This is a genomic window from Tateyamaria sp. syn59, from assembly GCF_007995245.1.
Taxonomy (GTDB): Bacteria; Pseudomonadota; Alphaproteobacteria; order Rhodobacterales; family Rhodobacteraceae; genus Tateyamaria.
Genome location: NZ_VCBA01000001.1, coordinates 473,612 through 495,909 on the forward strand (window position 1 = coordinate 473,612; position 22,298 = coordinate 495,909).

Sequence of the window (22,298 nt, forward strand, 5' to 3'; positions counted from 1 at the left end):
GTGTTTGCGCTAACAACAAGTGCTTTTACGCCGCATCGGGTGATTTCCTGATCTGCTCGCGCCACAGTGTATAAAGGCCGGACAGAATGATGATGGCTGCGCCCAGCAGTGTGAGCGCGTCGGGGCGTTCGTTGAAGACGAGCATGCCGAGGATCAGTGCAAAGACCATGCGCGAGTAGCGGAACGGGGTGACAAAGCTGATCTCGCCCACGCGCATGGCGACGGTGATTCCGAAGTAGGCGATGCAGCCGATGGCCACGGATGCAATCAACAGGCCGAGCTGCGCCTGGGTGGGTACGACGATCTGGTCGCCGCCGAGATAGAGTAGAATGGCGGCGCCGGGGATGGCGACCAGAAAGGCGAGGAAGCTGAGTTGGACCGAGCTGACATTCGCCTGGACCCGGCGGGTGGCCAAATCGCGGGCGGCGAGGCCCAATACGCCCACGACGGCGAAAAGCAGTTTCCAGTCGAAGGCTGCAGTGCCAGGTTTGATGATCAACATCACGCCGAAGAAGCCGACGAAGATGGCGGCCCAGCGGCGCCAGCCCACATCCTCGCCCAGGAACACGGCGGCGCCGAGTGTCACGAGCAGGGGGGCAGCTTGCAGGATGGCGGAGGCGGTGGACAGCGGGATCAGGGCAAGGGCGGTGACGAAGCCGATCAGCCCGACCACCTCTGCCAGGTTTCGGATCATGATCGCGGGCGTGAGGAACGCGCGGTCCCACAAGCGTTGTCCCTGCATCCGGGCGGTGATCGCAAAGACCAATGTGCCGCCGATGCCGAGAAAACCGATCACCTGACCAACCGGCAAGGCGCCTGCGAGGAATTTGATCACAGCGTCCTCTATGGCGAAGCCGAGCATCGCCAGCACCATGATGGCCGCACCGCGCAGGTTGTCCATGTGATCAGCCCGTCCGCTTGAGGCGCATCATCAGCTGATTGCCTTGCTTGCGGGTCTCGACGCCTTTGAGCGCCTGCACCAGTGCCGACAATTTGCGGTGCCCGTATGTGCGCGTGTCAAAGTCGGGGTGGGCGTTCTGGATGGCTTGGCCGATCTGGCCCAAAGCGTACCAGTCATCGTCCTGATCGATCTTGTTCATTGCGCTTTCGATCAAGGGCAGAGCGTCTTTGGGCGCAGCGCGGCCCTTGGGCTGTTCGGTTTCGCCCACGAGGTTTTCGATCAGGATGAAGCGGTTGCAGACATTGCGCAGCGCCTCGGGCGCTTTCGCCTCACCGATGCCGATGACCATCAGCCCGTCTTCTCTCAGGCGGTTGGCCAGGGCGGTGAAATCGCTGTCGGAGGATACGATGACGAAGCCGTCGAAGCGTCGCCCATGCAGAATGTCCATCGCGTCGATGACGAGCCCGATGTCGCTGGCGTTCTTGCCGGTGGTGTTCGACGTGTCCTGGTGGGCGACGAGCCCCAGTTCCAGGATGCGTTCCGACCACGCCTTGAGACGACCAGAGGACCAGTCACCATAGACGCGGCGCAGGGCCGGCTCGCCGATGGACGTCACCTCGCGCAGCACGGCGTCAGCGAATTTGGCAGGCACGTTGTCGGCGTCGATCAGGACGGCAAGCAGCGGGCGGTCACGGTCGGCCATGTGGCCCCTTTCATGCGGTCACCGCTTGCGCGGCACACCATAGAGTTCCAGCCGATGCCCGCGCAGTTCATAGCCCAGCTTTTCGGCGATCTTTTCCTGTAGCGCTTCGATCTCTTCATCGACGAACTCGATCACCTCGCCCGAGTTCATGTCGATCAGGTGGTCGTGGTGTTCGCGTTCCGCATCTTCGTAGCGGGCGCGGCCATCGCCGAATTCAAGCTTGTCGAGCAGCCCCGCCTCTTCGAACAGTTTGACCGTGCGGTAGACCGTGGCGATGGAAATCCCCGAATCGACAGCGCTCGCGCGGTTGTAGAGTTCCTCGACATCCGGGTGGTCTTCGGAGGCTTCAAGCACCTGTGCGATCACCCGGCGGGGGTGGGTCATGCGCAGGCCCTTGGCTTCGCTGCGGTCGGTGAGGGTGGCGCGTTTGCTGGTCATGGGCGCGGGTGTACCGAAAGGTTGAGGCCGGGGCAATTGCGGTTGACGCTGGGGGGCTATGGGTTCACTGGGGGCCATGAGCGATTTTGACATGATGAACCTGCCCGAGGCTTTGGCGCGCCGGGTGGCAGAGATGGGTTTGACCCAGCCGACGCCCATTCAGGCGCAGGCTATTCCCCACGCGCTGAACGGGCGCGACGTGATGGGCCTGGCCCAGACCGGCACCGGCAAGACGGCAGCCTTTGGTATTCCCCTCATTGCGCGGCTGATGGAGGAGGGCGGCAAACCGGCTCCGAAGACGGCGCGTGGTTTGATCCTTGCGCCCACGCGCGAGTTGGCGGGGCAGATCGCTGCCGTGTTGCGGGACTTGACCAGCATGCGCGTGCAGATCGTTGTGGGCGGCGTGAGCATAAATCCGCAGATCCAGCGCCTGTCCAAAGGGGCCGACATTCTGGTGGCCACACCGGGCCGTTTGCTGGACCTGGTGGATCGTCGAGCCATCAAGCTGGCCGATACCGGTTTTCTGGTGTTGGACGAGGCGGATCAAATGTTGGATCTCGGCTTTGTCCACGCGCTGCGCAAGATTTCTTCGCTGATGGGCGAGGACCGCCAGACGATGCTGTTTTCGGCCACCATGCCCAAGCAGATGAACGAGATTGCGCAAAGCTATCTTCAGAACCCCATCCGGGTCGAAGTGAACCCGCCCGGTAAGGCAGCCGACAAGGTGACCCAAGGCGTGCACTTCATCGCCAAGGCCGAGAAGTCGGCCTTGCTGATCGAGCTGCTCGACAAGCACCGGGAGAACCGGGCGCTGGTCTTTACCCGCACAAAGCACGGGGCTGACCGGCTGTCGCGTGCGCTGGAGCGCAAGGGATTTGCCGTCGCAGCGATTCACGGTGACAAGCGGCAGGGGCAGCGCGAGCGTGCGCTGGCGGCCTTCAAGGCGCGCGAGATACGGGTGCTGGTCGCGACGGATGTGGCGGCGCGTGGGCTGGATATTCCGGATGTGAAGTTCGTCTATAACTATGAGCTGCCCAATGTGCCCGAGGCATATGTCCACCGCATTGGCCGCACGGCGCGGGCAGGCAAGGATGGTTCCGCCGTTGCGTTTTGTGCGCCGGAGGAGATGGATCACCTCAAGGACATCCAGAAGGTGATGAAACTGTCGATCCCGGTGCTGTCGGGGCGTGCTTGGGAGCCGGTGCCGGATCCCGATGCCAAGCCCGCCGGTGGCCGGGGCCGTGGGCGCGGACGCCCCGGTGGCAAACCCGGTGGCGGGCGCCCCGGTGCGCCGGGCACATCGAAGCCGTCGAACCGGCGGCGTCGCAAGCCAAAGCCCAAGGGGCCGCGCGCGTAACGCGGCCCGCGCCGGTCAGGTGTAGAGCGACGGAACACCCAGTTGCGCATGGATGTCGTTGACGCTGGCGGCATCCATGTTCAGCGCCTGGGCCAACTTGTGCAGGTATTGCGCCTCAGCCTGACTGTCGAGATCGATGGCAAGCACGGACATGGCATATACCTGCGGGCCCATGGCGTTCGGCACTTGCCGGGCCAGGGCCTGGGCGTCCACGGGACGCTGCATTTCCGTCTTCAGAAACGCGGCCTCTTGCGCGTCGATGTCGCCACCAAGCTGGCCCATCAGTTTTTCCTGTTCGGCATCATCAAGCTGGCCATCGGACTTCGCGGCCTGGATCATCGCGCGCAGCATCAGTGCTGCGGCAGCTTCCTGATCTGCGGTGGGTTCAATGGGCTCTTCGGGCGTTTGGTCGAAGTTCGAGTTCAGGACCTGACCAAAGCTCGCGCCGTTGTCAGTGGGGCGTCCGCCCATGGCACCACCGAGGGCACCCAAGAGACCGGCAGCACCTGCGCCACCGGCCAAGCCGCCGAGCATCCCTTGCAAGCCCTGACCCGAGGCGCCCGCGCTGCCCAACCCTTCCAGAAGGCCGCCGAGGCCACCCGTACCACCGTGGGCCCCACCCATGAGCCCGCCCAGCATGTCCTGCAGACCTGCGCCGCCCTGAGCCTGACCACCGGACAGGCCGCCGAGCAGACCGCCGAGGCTGCCGCCCGCGCTGGCCGTCCCGCCGCGGTTTTTCATCATCGCGCTGGCGCCCTTGGCCACGGCCACGCCGATGGCCACTTTGGCCAGTGTTTTCATCAAGCTCATGGTGTCTCCTCCATCCTCCCGGGGATTCGCTGGCTGTCAGCTTGGCACATATCGCGCACCAAACGGCGGGGAATGTTTGTGCGCGATTGACATTGACCAGCAAACGAGCCGTTCTGCGCCGATGACCCGCAAGTCGCATATCGACCTGATCGGTGCCGTGGCACTGACGCTGTTTTCGCTGAACTTTGGGTTCAATCAGGTGGTGATCAAGGTTGCGAATGAGGGGTTTCAGCCAGTGTTCATGGCGGGCCTGCGGTCCTTTGGGGGGCTGGTTTTACTAGCCCTTTGGATGTGGGCGCGGGGCATTTCAATGCGCCTGCCTGCCGAGGGGCGCGTCGGCGGGATCATCGCCGGGCTGCTGTTTGCAGTTGAATTCATCTGCCTGTTTATCGCGCTCGACCTAATCAGTGTGGCGCGCACATCTATCCTGTTCTACTCGATGCCGGTTTGGCTTGCGCTTGGCGCGCATGTCTTTCTGCCGGGAGAGCGGCTGACCGGTGTGCGGGTGGTCGGCCTTGGATTTGCGATGGGCGGTGTTGTCCTTGCCCTTTTGGACCGCGATGCCGCACAGGGCAATCTGCTTGGGGACCTGTTTGCGTTGGGGGCGGCGCTATGCTGGGCGGGCATCGCGCTGTGCGTGCGGGTCACGCAGTTGTCGCGCATTCCGGCCGAGCAGCAGCTGTTGTGGCAATTGCTGATCTCGACCCCGGTACTGATCCTGCTGGCGCCATATTTCGGGCCGCTCTTGCGCAATCTTGAGGTCGTTCACATCATCGGCCTTGGCTACCAGATCGTGTTCATCGCCAGCTTTGGCTTCCTGTTCTGGTTCTTCCTGATGAAGATCTACCCGGCCTCCGGTGTGGCGTCCTTCAGCTTTCTGTCGCCGGTCTTTGCGGTGGTGCTGGGTTGGGTGATCCTGGGCGAAGACATCTCGGCCACGATCTGGTTGGCGCTGGGGCTGGTGGCCGTCGGGCTGGTGCTGATCAATCGGCAGTAAGGCTGAGGTGTCCTCCGGCCGTCAGGTGCCGCAGAATGTGGCCGGAACGATTTCGTCCTGCGTCGGTGGGCGGCGCAGGTCGTCGTAGCCCGCGGGCAGGTCGTAGGGTGCTGTCAGGGCCGTCATCAGCCGCTCGAATGGATTCATGTCCCCTGCAACGGCGGCGTCTATCATGGCTTCGATCCGGTGGTTGCGCGGGATGATCTGTGGGTTGGTGCGGAGCATCAGGTCCGTGTCGGGCCCGCGTGCGCGCCATTTCTGAGCCCATGTGTCAAAGGCGCCCCGATCGGTGAACTGATCGCGCGCCTGATCCGTGTGCAGCGTGGCGAAGGTGTTGGTGAAGTCGGCGCCGTCCGTTTGCATGAGCGTCAGCAGGTCCTCGATCAATGTCTGATCCTCGGGCGTGGGGTCGGACAGTCCGATCTTCGCCGCAAAGCGGTTCAGCCATTCCGCCTGAAGCTGGCCAGGCATGGCGTGGACGATGGCGGTTGCGTCTTCAACCGCTTTGTCCTTGTCCTCGAACAGCTGGATAAGGGCCGTCGCAAGCTGCGCCATATTCCAGACGGCAATGCGCGGCTGGTTGCCAAAGGCATAGCGCCCCATCTGGTCAATGGAAGAGAACACGCGCCCCTCGTGATAGGCGTCCATGAACGCGCAGGGGCCGTAGTCGATGGTTTCGCCCGAGATGGTGCAATTGTCGGTGTTCATCACGCCGTGGATGAAGCCCACGGACATCCAAGCAGCCACGAGTTTCGACTGGGCTGCGCAGACGGCCTTGAGCAATCCCATGGGACCATCCGCGCCCGGGTGATGGCGCGTGATGGCGTAGTCGGTGAGTGTGCGCAATTCGTCGATATGCCCGCGATGGGCAAAGATCTGGAACGTGCCCACGCGCAGGTGGCTGGACGCGACGCGGGTGAGCACGGCACCCGGCAGCGCGCCCTGTTCGCGGTAGACAGGCTCGCCTGTCGCAATGGCGGCGAGGGCGCGTGTTGTTGGGATGCCAAGGGCGTGCATGGCCTCACTCACCACATATTCGCGCAGGACTGGCCCGAGCCATGCGCGTCCGTCGCCCATCCGGGAATAGGGCGTGGGCCCGGAGCCCTTGAGCTGGATGTCGCGGCGCTGACCATGCTGGTCGATCACTTCGCCCAGAAGGATCGCGCGACCATCGCCAAGCTGTGGATTGTAGTTGCCGAACTGGTGACCTGCATACAGCTGGGCTAGGGGGGCCGCCCCCTTCGGTACGGTCGTGCCCGCAAAAACGCTGTCGTCGGCCCCTTCGATCCCAAGCTCTTGCGCCAGAGCGCTGTTCCACGCCAGCCGCTCGGATTTCGCCACAGGCGTGGGGTTCAGCCGGGTGTAAAACGCACCCGGCAATGTCGCGTAGGTGTTGTCGAAGGGGATGTGCAGGCTCATGCGCGGGATATAGGTCTGCGGGAGCCGTGATACCATCGAAAGGTTGAGATTGGTGCATGCGGGCTATCGTTAACTGAACAACACTTGTTCGGGAGATATGCGATGGCCACCTCAAACCGGGTCGGAATGCAACTGCGCGACCGACCAGAATACGAAAACAAGCCCAGACCGCTGACATTTGCGCCGGAGGCATCAGTCGCCGAGGCGGTCGATGCGATGTGCAAGAAAAACTTCGGGTCGGTGATCGTTGTCGATCCGGAGGACAAGGTGATCGGCGTGATGACCGAGCGCGATGTGATGCGTAAGCTGGTGCATGCCGGGCTGGATGCCAAGACCACCAAGCTGACCGAGATCATGACGCATGAGCCGCGTGTGGCGCAAGAAACGGATGATGTGGTCGACTGGCTGCGCATCATGTCCAACGACCGCTTTCGCCGCCTGCCCGTGGTCGATCAGGAGGGGCGGATCAAGGCCGTGTTCACCCAAGGTGATTTCGTCAGCTATACGTGGCCGGACCTCGTTTACCAGGCGTCGCAACTGGCGCGCGCGTCGCTGGCCCGTAACTATGCGGTGTGGCTGATTGGCGGGGGCATCGCCCTTTATACGCTGCTGATGATCATCGTGGTGCGGTCGCTCTAGCGCAGCGCTACAGTTGTCGTGTCATCAGCGCGTAGCCGTCGCGCAGTTTGAAGCCCGCGCGGGCGTAGAGACGCTGGGCGACGCTGTTTTCATGGCTGACTTCTAGGTGGAGCGCCTTGACGCCCGCCTCTCCCAACGCACGGGGCAGCGCCAACAGAACCTCCGTCGCGATGCCGCGTCCGCGGACGCCGGGCCGGATGAACAACTCGTCCACAAACCCGTCCATGCCGCCAAACTCGATGGACCAGCCGAAGGTGACAACAATGTATCCGATAGGTGCACGGGGCGGGCCAATGAGGTAAGCCGCGCCATGCGGTATACCATCGAGCAGCGGCTGAATCCCCGCGGCGCGTGCCTCGTCGGTGAGTGCGATCCCCTCCTCGGCGTGGAACGCTGCCACAAGGCTGTCGAGACGGTCAAAATGCTCGGGCGTGGCAAGGGTCAGGGCGGCGCTCACAAGCGGGCCAGCCGTTGAGTGAGCAGATCAAAGAAGCCGTCCGCATCCAGATCACCGATGAACAGTGCGTTAGCCGGACGATCCGTGACGCCCCACCAGTCGGCGACGGTCATGCCCATGGTCAGTTCCGACGTTGTCTCAATTTCGACGTTAATGTGTCGCCCGGAAAAAAGATCGGGTCGGATCAGGTACGCGGTCACGCAGGGGTCGTGCAGCGGCGCCCCGGCTGAGCCATATTTTTCCTTGTCGAAGCGTTCGAAGAAGTCGGTCATTTCTGCCACCGCCGTGCCCGCGCCCGTGCCAAGCGCCCGGAAGGCGTCGTTGCGGGTTTTGGTGACAAGCGCCTTGTGCGTGACGTCAAGGGGCATGACCACAATCGGCGCGCCGCTTTTGAACACGATATCAGCAGCTTCTGGGTCGACATAGATGTTGAATTCGGCCGCGGGGGTGATGTTTCCGACCTCGAAATAGGCACCACCCATCAGCACGATCTCTTGCACGCGGTCCACAACGTCGGGCGCCTTTTGAAAGACTGTCGCGATGTTTGTAAGTGGCCCAAGGGGGCAGAGCGTGACGGTGCCCGCATCATGGTTGCGCAGCGTGTCGATGATAAAATCAACCGCGTGCTGGACCTGCAGCGGCATTGTCGGATCGGGCAGGTCAGGACCATCGAGGCCGGTCTTGCCATGCACATGCTCTGCCGTGACAAGATCGCGGCGCAGCGGGCGGTCGCATCCCGCAAACACGGGGACATCAGGTTTCCCCGCCAGTTCACAGACAATGCGGGCATTCTTGGCCGTCAGGTCCAGTGGGACATTCCCGGCAACAGCGGTGATGCCCAGCACGTCAACATCCTCTGGGCTGGCCAGGGCCAGCAGGATCGCAACGGCGTCATCCTGTCCGGGATCGGTGTCGATGATTATCTTGCGCGCTGCCATGCCGCCTCCGCTTCGGGTTTGGCGCACCGTGGCCCCTTTGGCACCCCTTGTCCAGAAGCCGCGCGCGCCGATACGCAAATCCTTGCGTGGCCCGGATGTGCTGCGTTAAGGGCCGAAAGCATGGCCGACGCCCCCATCTTCATTCACGCCGGTGCGCACCGTACCGGCACGTCTTCTTTTCAGCTGTGCCTGCACGACAACCGGCAAGCGCTTGACGCGATGGGATGGACAACGGCCTATCCCGGTCGTGATGGAATTCCGTCTGGCAAGCTCGCGCTGCGGCTGCCTTCGGGTACGCGAATTGATGCGGATGCAGCTGCTGCCAAGGCATCGGAAACGCTGGAGCCTTACCGCGATGGCCGGCCTGTCATCCTGTCCGAGGAAAACATCACCGGGCGCATGTTCCACTTCATGCAAGGTCAATTCTATCCCTTTGCCGAGGACCGATGCCGCGCACTCCGCACGGCGTGGACAGGGCCGGTGGCGCATGTGCTGCTTGTTGTGCGCCCCTATGACGAGCTTTTCGTGTCCGCCTATCGAAAGCGGGCAGAAGACAACGCGATGCCTGATTTTTCCGAGGTTAAGGACAGTTACCTGAACGTTGACCGGGGCTGGCCGGATTTGGTGGGCGGCATATACGATATGTTGCAGCCAGACGTGATTACTGTTGTGCCTTACGCATCACGGGGCAGCAATGTGGACCTGTTGCGCCGATTGGTCCCGGACCTGCCCGTGGATGGGTTGGTCGAACCAGCGCGCGTCGTGAACAAAAGTGCCACCGACGCCGCCCTGATGGTCCTGCAAGAGCATTACCGTGCGGACAAGACACTGTCGCGGGCAGAATGGACGAAGGTCATCAACGCGCATACGGATGACCGTGAGGCACGCGGCATTGCAGAGTTTACAGCGGAAGAAAAATCATATTTGTCCGCGCGTTATGCGTCAGACCTAAAGCAAATCGAGTGGATGCAGCATATCAATTTCGTATAGCTTTTTCCTGAGCTTTGACCGCGTCCCAAAGCGCGTCCATTTCTTCCAGGGTGCTGTCCTGCGGGCGCTTGTCCCGCTCGGCCAGCGCCGCCTCGACCGCTGTGAAACGGCGGGTGAACTTGGCGTTTGTGCGCCGCAGAGCCTCCTCCGGCTCAACGCCGAGATGCCGTGCGAGGTTGGCGACGACGAACAGAAGATCGCCCATCTCGTCCACCATCTCTTCGTGACCCATCGTGTCGCGCGCCTCGACCAGTTCGGCGGCTTCTTCTTTGATCTTGTCGATCACATGTGCGGTTTCGGGCCAGTCAAATCCGACGCGGGCCGCGCGCTTTTGCAGTTTCACCGCGCGCAACAGCGCGGGCAGGTTCATGGCGACGCCGTCAAGCGCGCCTTTCTGCGCTCTGCCCGCGCGCTCGGCTGCCTTGATTGCCTCCCAATCGCGGGTCTGCTGTTCGGCGCTTTTGTCACGGGATTCGTCGCCAAAGACGTGCGGGTGACGGTCCACCATCTTGTTCGAGATGTTGGTGACAACGGATTGAAAGCTGAAATGCCCGGCCTCTTCGCCGATGGCGGTGTGGTAGACCGATTGCAGCAGGAGATCGCCCAATTCGCCCTCCAGCTCGGCCCAGTCCTGCCGTTCGATGGCGTCGGCCACCTCGTAGGCTTCTTCGATCGTATAGGGCGCGATGGTCTGGAACGTCTGTTCGACGTCCCAGGGACAGCCGGTGTCCGGATCGCGCAGGCGGCGCATGATTTCCAGCAGGCGCTCGATGCCTGCGTTTTGGTCGTGGATCAGGTCGTCGCCCATTGCAGCCCCCGCCGGTTTCAGGTTTGCTGACATCTGACGTATCCCATGGCCCGGAGTCCACCCATGCCCATCATCAACCGCATCGGCGATCTTGCCCCCGACATAGCGGCGTGGCGCCAGCATCTGCATTCGATCCCGGAACTGGCCTTTGACTGCCCCAAGACCTCGGCCTTTATCCAGGAGCGGTTGGCGGAAATCGGCGTGGATGAGGTGCATGCAGGCATCGCGCAGACCGGCGTGGTCGCGATCATCAACGGGCAGGGCGACGGGCCGACCATCGGCTTGCGCGCCGATTTTGACGCGCTGCCGATCGAGGAGGAGACGGGGGTGCCTTATGCCTCAACCCATCCGGGCAAGATGCACGCCTGCGGCCATGACGGTCATACGGCGATGCTGCTGGGGGCGGCGAAGTATCTGACGGAGACGCGCAATTTCTCAGGCCGTGTTGCGTTGATTTTCCAGCCTGCCGAGGAAGACGGCGGCGGTGGCGAGGTCATGGTGCAGGAGGGGATCATGGACCGGTTCGGGGTGGGCGAGGTCTATGCCATCCACAACGCGCCCGGAAAGGATTTCGGCAAGTTCCACACCCGTGCTGGTCCGATCATGGCAGCGGCTGATCAGTTTCATGTCCACGTGACGGGCAAGGGCGGCCATGCGGCGCGCCCTTACGATGCGGTGGATCCGGTGGTAGCGGCCTGTGCCATCGTGACCGCGCTGCAAACCATCGTCAGCCGAAATCACCACCCGATGGAACAACTGGTGATCTCGACCACCCAGATCCATACCGGCACGACCGACAACGTGATCCCGGAAAGCGCCTATATCAACGGGACAGTGCGGACCTTTTCCAAGGACGTGCAATCCATGGTCGTGCGCCGGATGGAGGAGATTGTTGCGGGCACGGCAGCAGCCTATGGCTGTACCGCGACGCTGAACATCGACTTTGGCTATCCACCCACGGTGAATGATGCAGACAAGGCCGGCTTCGCAGCGCAGGTCGCCGCTGAGGTCGCGGGCGAGGCCGGAGTGGAGCCGGACGTGGAGCCCGTGATGGGGGCGGAGGATTTCTCCTACATGCTGGAGGCCCGGCCCGGGGCGTACCTGATGCTTGGGCAGGGCGACGGGGCGGGCGTGCATCATCCGAAGTACAACTTCAATGATGAGATTGCGCCGATTGGGGCGTCGTTCTTTGCCCGGCTCGTCGAGACGGCGCAGCCGCTGCGCTAAGGGGCGCTGCCCCTCGGCGCTGCGCGCCTCACCCCGGGATTTTTTGAAACAGGGAAGTGGGATACGGGATGGCGTTGGAAGACGCGAAACATCAGATGGATCACGCCTTTACCCGCGATGATCCGAGAGGGCCGTCGTTCGAGCTGACCTTTGGCGGGGCGACGTCGTTCTTGCGGCGGCGGTACACCAAGGAGCTGTCCGGTGTGGATATTGCGGTGACGGGGGTACCGTTTGATCAGGCGGTGACGAACCGGCCCGGCACCCGGTTGGGGCCGCGCGCGATCCGCGAGGCGTCTTCCTTGCAGGCGCCTGACGCGCCTTATGGCTGGCCGTTTGATGTCGTCAGTGAGCGGGTGATCGTGGACTATGGCGATGTGGCGTTCGACTATGCTGACATTCCGTCTTTCCCCGATACGCTGACCGCGCATATTCGCGGTATTCTGGACGCGGGTGCTGCAAGTGTCGTGCTGGGGGGCGATCACTACATTTCTTTCCCCATTCTCAAAGCCTATGCTGAAAAGCACGGGCCGATGTCCCTGATCCAGATTGATGCACACACCGACACATGGGCCGACGACGACATGAGCCGCGTGGACCACGGCACCATGTTCTACAAGGCGGTGAAATCCGGTATCGTTGACCCTGCAACGTCGGTCCAGATCGGCATCCGCACGACCAACGAGGACACGCTCGGAGTGAACATCATCGACGCACCGGAGTTTCACCGCATCGGGGCGGAGGCGGCGGCGGCGCGGGCGCGGGAGATCGTGGAAGACCGGCCGGTTTACCTCAGCTTCGACATTGACGGCCTTGACCCGGCCTTTGCCCCAGGCACGGGAACGCCGGTCTGGGGCGGTTTGAGCTCCGCCCAGGCGGCGGCGCTGCTGCGGGGGCTTGCGGGCATCAACATTCAGGGCGGCGACGTGGTCGAGGTCTCACCTCCCTTTGACACGACAGGAGCCACAGCCATCGCCGGCGCGCATGTGGCGACCGAGATTTGTCAGCTTCTGGGGTGGAGGATGCGCGGTGGCGCCTAGGAACCAGCCGATCAGCGGCAACGATCTGGCCCGTTTCTCGGGACCCAACACGTTCATGCGCCTGCCGTTTTCCAACGAATTGCACAAACTGGATGCAGCAATACTGGGCGTGCCGATGGACATCGGAACCTCGTGGCGGTCCGGCACGCGGTTCGGGCCCAAGCAGGTGCGCAGCGAATCGGCGATGATCCGGCCTTACAACCTGCAAACCGGCGCGGCGCCTTTCGACAGCTTGCAGGTGGCCGATATTGGCGACCTCGCGATCAACACGTTCTCGCTGGCCGACAGTGTGCGCATCATTGCAGAGAGTTATGAGGCGATCCTCAATTTTGATGCAGTCCCATTGGCCATCGGCGGTGACCATTCTATTACCCTGCCGATCCTGCGCGCCATGGCCAAGCGGCACGGCCCGGTCGCGCTTGTGCATGTGGATGCCCACGCTGACGTCAATGACGAGATGTTTGGCGAGAAAGAGACCCATGGCACCGTGTTCCGCCGCGCCTACGAAGAAGGGTTGTTGCAGCCGTCCAAAGTGTACCAGATCGGTCTGCGCGGCACCGGCTACTCGGCCGAGGATTTCACCGAAGCGCAGGGCTGGGGGTTTCAGCATTTTACGGCGTCCGAATTGTGGGGCCGCAGCCTGAGCCAGTTGGGGGCGGAGATCCGGCGCGATATCGGGGATGTGCCGACCTATGTTAGTTATGACATCGACAGCCTTGATCCGGCTTTTGCACCGGGCACCGGCACGCCGGAGATCGGGGGGCTGACGACGCCCCAAGCCTTGCAATTGATCCGTGCCTTGCGTGGTCTCAACATTGTGGGTTGCGACCTGGTTGAAGTCTCGCCGCCCTACGATACATCGGGAAATACAGCGTTGACGGGGGCGAATATCCTCTATGAGCTGCTCTGCGTTCTTCCCGGCGTTGCCTATCGCTGACAGGGCGGCAGACTACTCAGCCAAGTGAAGGGAGTGAGATGAAAATTGCGATGTATCTGACTGTCATCCTTTGTATAATTGTCATTGGCGTGTTGGCCTTTGTTCGGCTTTCACCAACCGATGCAGCACAGTGGCACGTGCCTGTCGCTCAGACGGACAGCCAGGATATGGCGAGCGGGGCGATCCGTGTGATGGAGGCGGATCCAGATGCGTTGGCGCGTGTCGACGCAGCGGCACGCGATTTGCCGCGCACGCGCGTGGTCGCCGGATCGGTCGAAGACGGGCGCATCACATACGAGACGCGCAGCAAATGGATTGGATTTCCTGACTACACTACTGTCGAATACGCCGACGGGCTGCTCAAGATGCATGCCAGACTGCGCTTTGGCCAGTCAGATCTGGGAGTCAACCGCGAACGATTGGAGCGGTTGCTGGTCGCCGCCCAAGAGGGATGAGCTGAGGCATCCTTCCTCGACCTGGCGCCACATGGGCGAGTTCAGCGACATCTGGCATTGCGCCATGAACATGCGACCATCGACCTGCATGCAGATTGTCTGCCCCAATTCAATGCGGCTGCCGGTCTTGTCGGTGCAATAGCACTCGACCGTCTTGCCGGAGGGCGATGTCACATCCGCCAGTGCAGGGCTGGCCATCAACAGGAATATCAATGTTTTGCGCATCATGGATGGTAGTATAGCACAGTCCGCCCCTTGACCAATACCCGGGCTTGGATCAAACCGGCGTTATGATCCCCGAAGACCGCCTTGTTCAGATCACACAACGCTTTCAATATCTTGAGGCTGCCATGGCCGATGGGTCCGGCGATATTGCGGCCCTGGCCAAGGAATACTCGGACCTCAAGCCGGTCGTGGACCAGATCAGCGCCTACCAGCAGATCGTCGCCGACATGGCAGAGGCGGAGGCGATGTTGGCCGATCCGGACATGGCTGAGCTTGCCGAAGAAGAGCTACCGCGTCTCAAGGCCGCGCTGCCCGAGGCGGAGGCGGCGTTGCAGATTGCGCTGTTGCCCAAGGACGCGGCAGACGCCAAGCCCGCAATGCTGGAGATCCGGCCCGGTACGGGAGGCGATGAGGCCGCGCTTTTTGCCGGTGATCTTTTGCGGATGTACCACCGCTATGCCGAAGCGCGCGGCTGGAAGCTGGAGATCGTCGAAGAGCAAGCGACAGAGCTGGGCGGGATCAAGGAAGTCGTGGCCCATATCACCGGCGAAAACGTCTTTGCCCGGATGAAGTTCGAAAGCGGCGTGCACCGTGTGCAGCGGGTGCCCACCACCGAAAGCGGGGGGCGTATTCACACCTCTGCCGCGACCGTGGCGGTGTTGCCGGAAGCGGAGGATGTGGACATCGACATATCGCCCCAGGACATCCGTATCGACACCATGCGCGCCTCTGGCGCAGGTGGGCAGCACGTCAACACCACCGACAGCGCCGTGCGGATCACGCATCTGCCCACGGGTATCGTTGTTACCAGCAGCGAGAAATCGCAGCACCGCAACCGCGAGATTGCAATGCAGGTTCTGCGCGCGCGGCTCTATGATCTGGAGCGCAGCAGGGTGGACAGTGAACGCTCTGCCGATCGGGCGGCGCAAGTGGGATCCGGCGATCGGTCCGAGCGCATCCGGACCTATAACTTTCCGCAGGGTCGCATGACCGACCACCGGATCAACTTGACACTCTACAAGCTGGATCAGGTGATGCAGGGGGATCTGGATGAGGTCATTGACGCGCTGACCGCTGATGCGCAAGCGCGGCTGATGGCAGAGATGGGCACGTGACCACTGCGGCAGAAGCGATGGTGGCGGCCACCGCGCGGCTCCGTGCGGCCGGTGTGCCGGACCCTGCCCGCGACGCACGCGTCTTGCTGGCGTATGCAGCACAAGTGGATGCCGCGCGCGTCACTCTGATCGCGCCCGAAGACATCGCACCCGACATAGCCGACCGCTACGACCACCTGATCGCCCTGCGTGCAGTACGCGTGCCGGTCAGTCATCTGATCGGTCAGCGCGACTTTTACGGACGCGCCTTCAAGGTGAGCGCAGATGTTCTGGACCCAAGGCCCGAAACTGAAACACTGGTTGAAGCGGCGCTGAGCGAGGACTTTGCGCGCGTTCTTGATCTGGGCACCGGGTCCGGGTGTGTGCTTGTGACTCTGCTTGCGGAGCGGGCAGAGGCGCATGGGGTGGGCGTTGATCTGTCCGAGGCGGCCTGCCTGCAAGCGTCTGCCAATGCGGTGTTGCATGGTGTAACCGCGCGAGTCGCGATCCGGCAGGGGGACTGGTTCAATCCGGTCGAGGGGCGGTTCGACCTGATCGTCGCGAACCCGCCCTACTTGTCAGCCTTTGAAATGGAAGAGGTTGCACCGGAATTGCGCGACCATGAACCCCGCATGGCGCTCACGGACGAGGGGGACGGGCTGACGGCCTACCGCACCATTGCCGATCAGGCGGGCAGCTATCTGACGGCGCAGGGCCGTGTCCTGTGCGAGATCGGATGGCAACAAGGCCCCGAGGTGCGCGCCATTTTCGAGAACGGCGGGTGGGGGATCGTGGACATTCTGCCTGATCTTGATGGGCGCGACCGTGTCCTTCTTGCGCGGAATCCGGCGTGACTGGGTCAAAAAGTGTCGAAACTGCCCCTTTAACCCTTGTCGTCCGGGCCTGAGCGTGCATATTCGAGTTCAGACGCAGATCGCGCAGCTTCGGTGGTGCAGCAGCGTCCCATCCACAAGATCGCCAAGAGACTGTGACACGCAACCACGATGATGCGGCACAGGCGATCCCAAAGTATTGTGCCAGAGAGCTTAACACATCCATGAAGTCTTCGAGATCCCGGTCCCGGTCCAAGAGCAACCGCAACCGCAATTCCGGCGGTGGCGGCGGCAACGTCGTCAACCGCGTGTTCGACAGTTCCGGCCCCGAGGGTAAGGTGCGCGGCACGCCGCAGCAGATTATCGACAAATACAACCAGCTGGCCCGCGACGCGCAATTGTCGGGCGACCGCGTCGCGACCGAGAACTTCCAGCAGCACGCAGAGCATTACCTGCGCATGCTGGCCGAAGCGCAGCGCGAGATTGACGCCCGCCGGGAAGAGCAGGAGCGCCAGAACCGCGAACGCCAGGCCGAACGTGATCGCGAACGTGCCGCCCGGCAAGAGCAGGAGGCCAATGCCGCCGATCCCGCCCAAGCGCCGCAACCTGACGTGGTCGAGAGCGAGGGTGACAGCGGGCTGGTGGAAACGCCGGAAAGCCAACCCAAGCCCAAGCCGAAATCGACCCGCAGCCGGACCCGCAAGCCCAAGGCCGAGCCCGTGGCAGAGCAGGGCGATGCGCCGCCGCAGCCTGATGCGGACGGCCCTGCACCCGAAGCTGCCGAATAGCCAGCGATAGAGTTTTCGAAGACGGGCGTGCCATCGGCGCGCCCGTGTTCGTTTCAGCCCTTTGCCACTTCGCGGGCGAGGGCGCAGAACGCCTCCAGCGGGACCTGTTCGGCCCGGTCGGTCGGCTTGATGCCTGCGGCGATCAAACGGTCCTCAATGTCGGGGGCTGTCCCCTTGAGGGCCGCCCGCAGCATCTTGCGACGCTGATTGAACGCGGCAGCGACCACGCTGCTGAGCACTGCGGCGTCCGCGTCGAACTTCGGCTGAGGCAAAGCGTTCAGATGAACAACTGCACTGGAAACTTTGGGCGGCGGTGTGAATGCCCCTGGCGGCAGGGACAGCACGATCCGCGCCTCCGCGCGCCATTGCGCCAGCACAGCGAGGCGGCCATAGGCCTTTGAGCCCGGCTGCGCCACGATCCGTTCCGCCACCTCGCGCTGAAACATGAGCGTAAGCGATTGCCAGAACGGCGGCCAGTCGGGCGGAGTCAGCCAGCGCACCAGCAGTTCGGTGCCCACGTTGTAGGGCAGGTTGGCGGCCACGCGGATGGGTGCGGTCAGGTGGGCTAGCGGATCAACCTCAAGCGCGTCGCCCTCGATCACCTGTAGGCGACCCGGATAGCGGTCGGCAATCTCGGCCAGCGCTGGCAGGCAGCGGGCATCCTTTTCAATGGCGAGCACCTTGCGCGCGCCCTCCGACAAAAGCCCGCGGGTCAGACCGCCGGGGCCGGGTCCGATCTCAAGCACGTCCGACCCGCTCAGATCACCGGCCTGCCGCGCGATCTTGGCCGTCAGGTTCAGGTCCAGCAGAAAGTTCTGCCCCAGCGCTTTGCGTGCGCTCAGCCCATGGGTGGCGATCACCTCGCGCAGCGGGGGCAGGTCGTCGATGGCGCTCATGTGTCCTGCGCCATTTTGTGGGCCAGGCGGATCGCCTCGATCATGCTCGTGGGGTTGGCGATGCCGCGTCCTGCGATGTCGAAGGCGGTGCCGTGATCAGGCGACGTGCGGATGATCGGCAGGCCAAGCGTGACGTTCACCCCCCGGTCGAAATCGAGCGTCTTGATCGGGATAAGCGCCTGATCGTGATACATGCAGATTGCGGCGTCATAACGGCTGCGCGCGGCGGCGTGGAACATCGTGTCCGCGGGCCAGGGGCCGGTGACGTCCAGACCGCTCTCTGCCAGTTCGGCAATCAGGTCGACGATCCAATCCACCTCTTGCCGTCCCATGGCGCCGCCTTCGCCTGCGTGGGGGTTCAGCCCCGCGACGGCGATGCGGGGGGCAGGCAGGTGAAACTGGTCGCGCATGGCCTGTGCCGTGATCTCTATAGTCTCGCGCAGCAAGTCCGGCGTGAGGGCGTCCCGCACATCTTCCAGCGCGATGTGGATGGTGGTGGGCACGACCCGCAGCGCGTCAGAGGCCAGCATCATCACCGCGCGTGGTGCATCGGTGAGCGCTTCGAGATATTCGGTGTGGCCGGGATATGCGAATGCCGCACCGTCCATCAGCACCTTTTTGTGGATCGGCGCCGTGCACAGAGCCGCCGCGTCTCCGCGCCTCACCAACTCCACGCCGCACGCGATCACGTCGATGACACCTTGGGCGTTTTCAAGGGTTGGATTGCCCGATGTGACCGGCGCCGGGAAGTCGTGCCGCAAGACCGGCAGCGCTTCTGCCGCGTTTACGTCTTTGCAATCGGTAACTTCGGCCCACGGCGTATCCGTAGGAAGGTGCGCGGGATCACCCAACCACACCATCGGGATATCGTGGCGCAAGATGGCCCATGCTTTGGCTGCAATCTCTGGACCGATGCCTGCCGGTTCGCCACAGCAGATGGCGACAGGCCGTGCGGTCATTCGAAAATGCGCACGTCAGCCTCGGCCCGCAGATCCGCCAAGAGCGTCTCGGAAAAGGCGTTCAGGCGCTGGTTGCGCAGTTGCGACGCGACCGCCGCGCGGTCGACCTCCTGATCTTCTTCCAGCGCGGGCGTGCGACCACATAGCATCAGGAACACGAGCGTGTTGCCGCCAGCGCGGGTCAGCGCCGTAGAAACTTCGCCTGGGTCCAGCTTGGATAGCTCAATTGCGATGTCGTCTGGGATCTCCTCGGGCGGCAGGCTGCCACGGTCGAGCACGTTGTCGGGCTGGCCTTGGGCCACGCCATAAAGATCATCACAGCGGTCCACGCGGGCGGCAATTGACTGGGCGCGCGACAGCGCTTCGGGGGTGCGGCCGCCGTTGATGTAGTAGGCCGCGTATTCGATGGCCGAAAACGTCTGCTGCGGAGCTTCGGTCTCGCGGATATCGCGCAACTGGAACAGGGCTACGGCGTTCGGGATCTGCAACGGTGCCGTCACATCACCCGGCCCAAGCGCCAGAAGCAGCGGGCGCAAAACAGGCGGCAGTTCCGAGATCGGGGTCCAGGGCAGGCGACCACCGGCACCGCGCGATGCGGTCGCCGAAAAGCGGCGCGCAAAGCTGGAAAATTCGGCTTCGGTCGTGGACTGGGATATGATCTCGGCCTGCTCCAGCACGCCGTCCACTTCTTGGGGCGGGGCAGGGATGATGATCTCGGACACCAGGACCTCAATACCGGAATTGCCGCGCGCGGACTGGACGGCGCGGTCGATCTCGCGGTCGCCAACATTCACGCGGTTGCCAAAGCGGGCGCGGATGTAGTCGCGCCAGACCAACTGTACGACCACGAAATCGCGGAAGGTCTCTTCGGCAACGCCTTCGCTTGCCAGGCCCTGTATGAACTCTTCGGTGGTCAGATCAGCACGACCGGCAAATTCGGACAGCCCTGCAGCCACTTCATCGGGGCCCAGCACGATGCCCACGGCGCGCGTTTCCGCTTCGCGCAGGCGGTCGCGGATCAACTCTTCGATCACTTCGGTGCGAGTGCTGCCGCTGGCGCCCAGCAGGCGCAGAAAGCGCTGGCGCTGCTGCACCTCGAACTCGGTGATGGTGCGCTGGTCGACCTTTGCAACCGGGTCAAACAGGCCCTGAGCAGGTGCCTGTGCCGTGGACAGGACCAGCGCACATGTTGCAATCAACGCTTGCCGAAATTTCTTACCGCTCATCTCGCCTGCTTTCCGCATGATCGTGTTTCCACGCGCTCTCCGGTGTTGACCGAAAAACCACGCAGGGACACTGTTAACCCTAGACTGGTCGAGGGCTCAAGTGTTGTCGAGTCCGCGAAGGTCCGATTGACCGACAGGCCCACCCTGACGCATTCGTTGGTATAGGCAACGCCGGCGCCTGCCGTTGCGGCGCGGCCTGCCTCCAGATCATACCGCCAGGTCGCGTTCGCGGTCCAAAAGCGATCGATCTGGAACCCGCCGTCAAACGTGACCTCGCCGATATTCGATTCCAGGTCGATGGCGGAATCCTCGGATATCCAGACATAGCTCCCGCCCACCCGCAACCTGTCGCGGGTCCACGCGCCGCGCACTTCGGCCTTCGACACGTCAAAGCTTTCGTTAAAGAGCGTGCGCCCATAAAGCGCCAGCCCACCATTAAATTCCAGCTTGCCCGCCAGCAGGAAGTCCGATGTGGTGCCCGACAGGCCCGAAGTGTCGTTGAAATCGGCCTGGGCCTCTTCGCGCAGGATCTGGGCCAGTGTCACGCTTGCCGACCAGCCCTCCGGGTCCATGCGCGCCCAGGTGCCGCCATAGGCCAGCGCCCAGCCGCGCTCGCGCCGGTCCTCGGAGGGAAAGCGGCTGAGGGACAGCAGGTTGCCTTCGTCGAATTCGACGCGCGTGCTTTCGTCATTCGGCACAAGCAATCCGTCGCCGCCGACCCAGGACAGTTGTGCAATCGGCTCGAAGAACTGCCGCACGCCGTTGTCACTGCGCCGGACCATCGGGTAGCGCAGTGTGACCCCCGCCTGGGGCGCAAGGCCGCTGTCACCGGTGCCAAAGGTAGCGTCATCGCTGACCCGAATGACGTCCGCAGCCATCCCGAGCGTCGATTGCACCTGAAGACCACCGAACTGCATCGTCCGCAGCCATTCCGCATCAAAGCTGAAGCGCAGCACATCGGTGCCATCGACAAAGCCGTCGCCATCGGCATCGAAATCCACGTCTGAGGGGCGTTCATGCGCATGCGCTTCGGCCGCAAGGCGTATTTCACCTCCGATCCGGCCCGGATGAAACCGGCGCTCATAAAGGGCGTCGACCACGTCCGACGGCAAAAGGTCATCGTCTTCGCCATCGCGCAGCGACTTGAAGTTGATATAGGACAGGCGGATGAATTCGTCGCGCCGGGCGCGGGTCAGCTGGATCGTGCTGTCTAGGCGGTCTTTGCCGAACAGGCCGTAGTCGTTGAGGTAGGCATCGTCCGATACGGATTCGATATCGAACTCGAGAACAAAATCGCGGCGCAGCGCAAACTCACCCGCCGCGAACAGGTAGCCACGCGCGTCATCCGGTTGCAGGTCGTCATCTGAATAAGCGCCCTGCACGATGATCCGTCCGCGCCGAAACGCCTGGCGATAACGGAACTCGAGCGTGCGCGTGCCGCTTGAGAAATACGGGGTCAGCGTCAGATCCCGGTGATCGCCCAGCTTGAAGAAATAGGGCACCGCCAACCCCGTACCCAGGCGTGAATTGAACCGGATCTGCGGCAGCAGGACACCCGTCGCCCGTTCAAGGGTCGGGTCGGGCAAGCGAAGCCGTGGCAGGTAGAAGATGGGTGTGTTCAGCACCCGCAACTGCATGCCGTCAAAGTACAGCTGACGCTCTTCCTGGTCGTGGACCACGCGCTTGGCCCGGATCTGCCAAAGCGGTGGGCGGGGGTCGTTTTCGCAAATTCGGCAGGATGTGACGGCAGTTTTGTAAAGCTGCGTGTAGCGCCCGCCGACGCGGTTCATCTGAACCGACGCAAGCTGCAACTGGTCGTTCAGGACAAGCCGTGCACCGGTCAGCAGGCCGTTTTCGAGGTCTTCGCTCAATTCGGCCTGACTGGCGAGGATCAGGACACTGGCACCGTCCTCGATCACGATGGGGCCCGTGATTGTAAGGGCGCCGGTGTCAGGATTGTATTCGATGGCCTGCGCGCTCAGCCGCGTGGTGCCCTGGAATGCCTCGACATTGCCGCGCGCAATGAGGCGGCGGTCGCGCGTGACTTCGATGTCATCGGCCACCAGCACCGCTGCAGGGGTCTCGGTGCTAGGCGCGTCCGGTTGCGCCTGCGCAAGAGCGTGGCCGGTGAGCGCAGTCAGCAGCAGGCCCGCCACTGCGATAT

24 protein-coding genes are annotated in these 22,298 nt (G+C 63.0%); 11 read left to right on the forward strand and 13 right to left on the reverse strand.

Annotated elements, in window-relative coordinates:
• Positions 1-25: 25 nt before the first annotated feature.
• The 3 genes from FD715_RS02360 to FD715_RS02370 are packed head-to-tail and all read right to left on the reverse strand — an operon-like array spanning position 26 to position 2,042.
• A complete protein-coding gene (locus FD715_RS02360; protein WP_147104593.1) occupies positions 26-901 on the reverse strand; it encodes a DMT family transporter in 876 nt (291 codons plus the stop codon).
• A 4-nt stretch (positions 902-905) separates the two neighbouring features.
• On the reverse strand, positions 906-1,604 hold the full coding sequence (locus FD715_RS02365; protein WP_147104597.1) for an NYN domain-containing protein: 699 nt from the start codon (positions 1,602-1,604) through the stop codon (positions 906-908).
• An 18-nt stretch (positions 1,605-1,622) separates the two neighbouring features.
• Entirely contained in the window at positions 1,623-2,042 is a 420-nt protein-coding gene (locus tag FD715_RS02370; protein WP_147104601.1) for a Fur family transcriptional regulator, read from the reverse strand.
• A gap of 76 nt (positions 2,043-2,118) precedes the next feature.
• On the opposite strand from FD715_RS02370, the gene FD715_RS02375 reads away from it, so the two are divergent.
• A complete protein-coding gene (locus FD715_RS02375; RefSeq protein WP_147104604.1) occupies positions 2,119-3,399 on the forward strand; it encodes a DEAD/DEAH box helicase in 1,281 nt (426 codons plus the stop codon).
• A 15-nt stretch (positions 3,400-3,414) separates the two neighbouring features.
• Here FD715_RS02375 and FD715_RS02380 read toward each other — a convergent pair whose 3' ends face one another.
• Positions 3,415-4,209 carry a DUF533 domain-containing protein gene (locus tag FD715_RS02380; RefSeq protein WP_147104606.1) on the reverse strand — a complete coding sequence of 265 codons (795 nt, stop codon included), beginning with the start codon at positions 4,207-4,209 and terminating at the stop codon, positions 3,415-3,417.
• A gap of 121 nt (positions 4,210-4,330) precedes the next feature.
• On the opposite strand from FD715_RS02380, the gene FD715_RS02385 reads away from it, so the two are divergent.
• Entirely contained in the window at positions 4,331-5,206 is an 876-nt protein-coding gene (locus FD715_RS02385; protein WP_147104609.1) for a DMT family transporter, read from the forward strand.
• A gap of 21 nt (positions 5,207-5,227) precedes the next feature.
• Here FD715_RS02385 and FD715_RS02390 read toward each other — a convergent pair whose 3' ends face one another.
• Complete coding sequence (locus tag FD715_RS02390) at positions 5,228-6,625, reverse strand: YdiU family protein (protein WP_147104612.1); 1,398 nt, start codon at positions 6,623-6,625, stop codon at positions 5,228-5,230.
• Positions 6,626-6,727: 102 nt separating this feature from the next.
• Between FD715_RS02390 and FD715_RS02395 the strand changes: the two genes are divergently transcribed.
• On the forward strand, positions 6,728-7,264 hold the full coding sequence (locus FD715_RS02395; protein WP_147104614.1) for a CBS domain-containing protein: 537 nt from the start codon (positions 6,728-6,730) through the stop codon (positions 7,262-7,264).
• Positions 7,265-7,271: 7 nt separating this feature from the next.
• On the opposite strand, the gene FD715_RS02400 is transcribed toward FD715_RS02395, so the two are convergent.
• The gene (locus FD715_RS02400; RefSeq protein WP_147104617.1) at positions 7,272-7,721 is read right to left on the reverse strand and encodes an N-acetyltransferase; all 450 of its coding nucleotides are present in this window, start codon (positions 7,719-7,721) and stop codon (positions 7,272-7,274) included.
• Complete coding sequence (locus FD715_RS02405) at positions 7,718-8,659, reverse strand: nucleoside hydrolase (RefSeq protein WP_147104620.1); 942 nt, start codon at positions 8,657-8,659, stop codon at positions 7,718-7,720. The genes FD715_RS02400 and FD715_RS02405 overlap by 4 nt, the downstream gene beginning before the upstream one ends.
• A gap of 120 nt (positions 8,660-8,779) precedes the next feature.
• Here FD715_RS02405 and FD715_RS02410 point away from each other — a divergent pair, with 120 nt between their 5' ends.
• Complete coding sequence (locus FD715_RS02410; RefSeq protein ID WP_147104623.1) at positions 8,780-9,649, forward strand: hypothetical protein; 870 nt, start codon at positions 8,780-8,782, stop codon at positions 9,647-9,649.
• Here the strand turns inward: FD715_RS02410 and mazG are convergent.
• Positions 9,636-10,490, reverse strand: a complete 855-nt coding sequence (gene mazG / locus FD715_RS02415) for a nucleoside triphosphate pyrophosphohydrolase (RefSeq protein WP_223274704.1) — start codon at positions 10,488-10,490, stop codon at positions 9,636-9,638. The genes FD715_RS02410 and mazG overlap by 14 nt on opposite strands.
• 30 nt (positions 10,491-10,520) lie before the next feature.
• Here mazG and FD715_RS02420 point away from each other — a divergent pair, with 30 nt between their 5' ends.
• From FD715_RS02420 to FD715_RS02435, 4 genes are all read left to right on the forward strand, one after another.
• Entirely contained in the window at positions 10,521-11,684 is a 1,164-nt protein-coding gene (locus tag FD715_RS02420) for a M20 aminoacylase family protein (protein ID WP_147104626.1), read from the forward strand.
• A 68-nt stretch (positions 11,685-11,752) separates the two neighbouring features.
• Positions 11,753-12,721 (forward strand): agmatinase, encoded by a 969-nt coding sequence (gene speB / locus FD715_RS02425; protein ID WP_147104630.1) that lies wholly within the window; start codon positions 11,753-11,755, stop codon positions 12,719-12,721.
• Positions 12,711-13,658 (forward strand): agmatinase, encoded by a 948-nt coding sequence (gene speB / locus FD715_RS02430; RefSeq protein ID WP_147105184.1) that lies wholly within the window; start codon positions 12,711-12,713, stop codon positions 13,656-13,658. Before speB (FD715_RS02425) ends, speB (FD715_RS02430) begins: the two co-directional genes overlap by 11 nt.
• Positions 13,659-13,696: 38 nt before the next feature.
• Positions 13,697-14,113 carry a DUF1499 domain-containing protein gene (locus FD715_RS02435; protein ID WP_223274705.1) on the forward strand — a complete coding sequence of 139 codons (417 nt, stop codon included), beginning with the start codon at positions 13,697-13,699 and terminating at the stop codon, positions 14,111-14,113.
• On the opposite strand, the gene FD715_RS02440 is transcribed toward FD715_RS02435, so the two are convergent.
• Positions 14,051-14,341, reverse strand: coding sequence for a hypothetical protein (locus FD715_RS02440; protein ID WP_147104633.1), 291 nt, complete (start codon positions 14,339-14,341; stop codon positions 14,051-14,053). The genes FD715_RS02435 and FD715_RS02440 overlap by 63 nt on opposite strands.
• 62 nt (positions 14,342-14,403) lie before the next feature.
• Here FD715_RS02440 and prfA point away from each other — a divergent pair, with 62 nt between their 5' ends.
• From prfA to FD715_RS02455, 3 genes are all read left to right on the forward strand, one after another.
• Complete coding sequence (gene prfA, locus FD715_RS02445) at positions 14,404-15,453, forward strand: peptide chain release factor 1 (RefSeq protein WP_147104636.1); 1,050 nt, start codon at positions 14,404-14,406, stop codon at positions 15,451-15,453.
• Positions 15,454-15,470: 17 nt separating this feature from the next.
• Positions 15,471-16,286 (forward strand): peptide chain release factor N(5)-glutamine methyltransferase, encoded by an 816-nt coding sequence (prmC, locus tag FD715_RS02450; RefSeq protein ID WP_147105189.1) that lies wholly within the window; start codon positions 15,471-15,473, stop codon positions 16,284-16,286.
• A 203-nt stretch (positions 16,287-16,489) separates the two neighbouring features.
• Positions 16,490-17,053 carry a DUF4167 domain-containing protein gene (locus FD715_RS02455; protein ID WP_147104639.1) on the forward strand — a complete coding sequence of 188 codons (564 nt, stop codon included), beginning with the start codon at positions 16,490-16,492 and terminating at the stop codon, positions 17,051-17,053.
• Between the two features lie 53 nt (positions 17,054-17,106).
• On the opposite strand, the gene rsmA is transcribed toward FD715_RS02455, so the two are convergent.
• The 4 genes from rsmA to FD715_RS02475 are packed head-to-tail and all read right to left on the reverse strand — an operon-like array spanning position 17,107 to position 22,290.
• The gene (rsmA, locus tag FD715_RS02460; RefSeq protein WP_147104642.1) at positions 17,107-17,949 is read right to left on the reverse strand and encodes a 16S rRNA (adenine(1518)-N(6)/adenine(1519)-N(6))-dimethyltransferase RsmA; all 843 of its coding nucleotides are present in this window, start codon (positions 17,947-17,949) and stop codon (positions 17,107-17,109) included.
• A complete protein-coding gene (pdxA, locus tag FD715_RS02465; RefSeq protein WP_147104645.1) occupies positions 17,946-18,908 on the reverse strand; it encodes a 4-hydroxythreonine-4-phosphate dehydrogenase PdxA in 963 nt (320 codons plus the stop codon). Before pdxA ends, rsmA begins: the two co-directional genes overlap by 4 nt.
• The gene (locus FD715_RS02470) at positions 18,905-20,152 is read right to left on the reverse strand and encodes a peptidylprolyl isomerase (RefSeq protein ID WP_223274706.1); all 1,248 of its coding nucleotides are present in this window, start codon (positions 20,150-20,152) and stop codon (positions 18,905-18,907) included. Before FD715_RS02470 ends, pdxA begins: the two co-directional genes overlap by 4 nt.
• Positions 20,131-22,290, reverse strand: a complete 2,160-nt coding sequence (locus tag FD715_RS02475) for an LPS-assembly protein LptD (RefSeq protein ID WP_223274707.1) — start codon at positions 22,288-22,290, stop codon at positions 20,131-20,133. Before FD715_RS02475 ends, FD715_RS02470 begins: the two co-directional genes overlap by 22 nt.
• Positions 22,291-22,298: the final 8 nt, after the last annotated feature.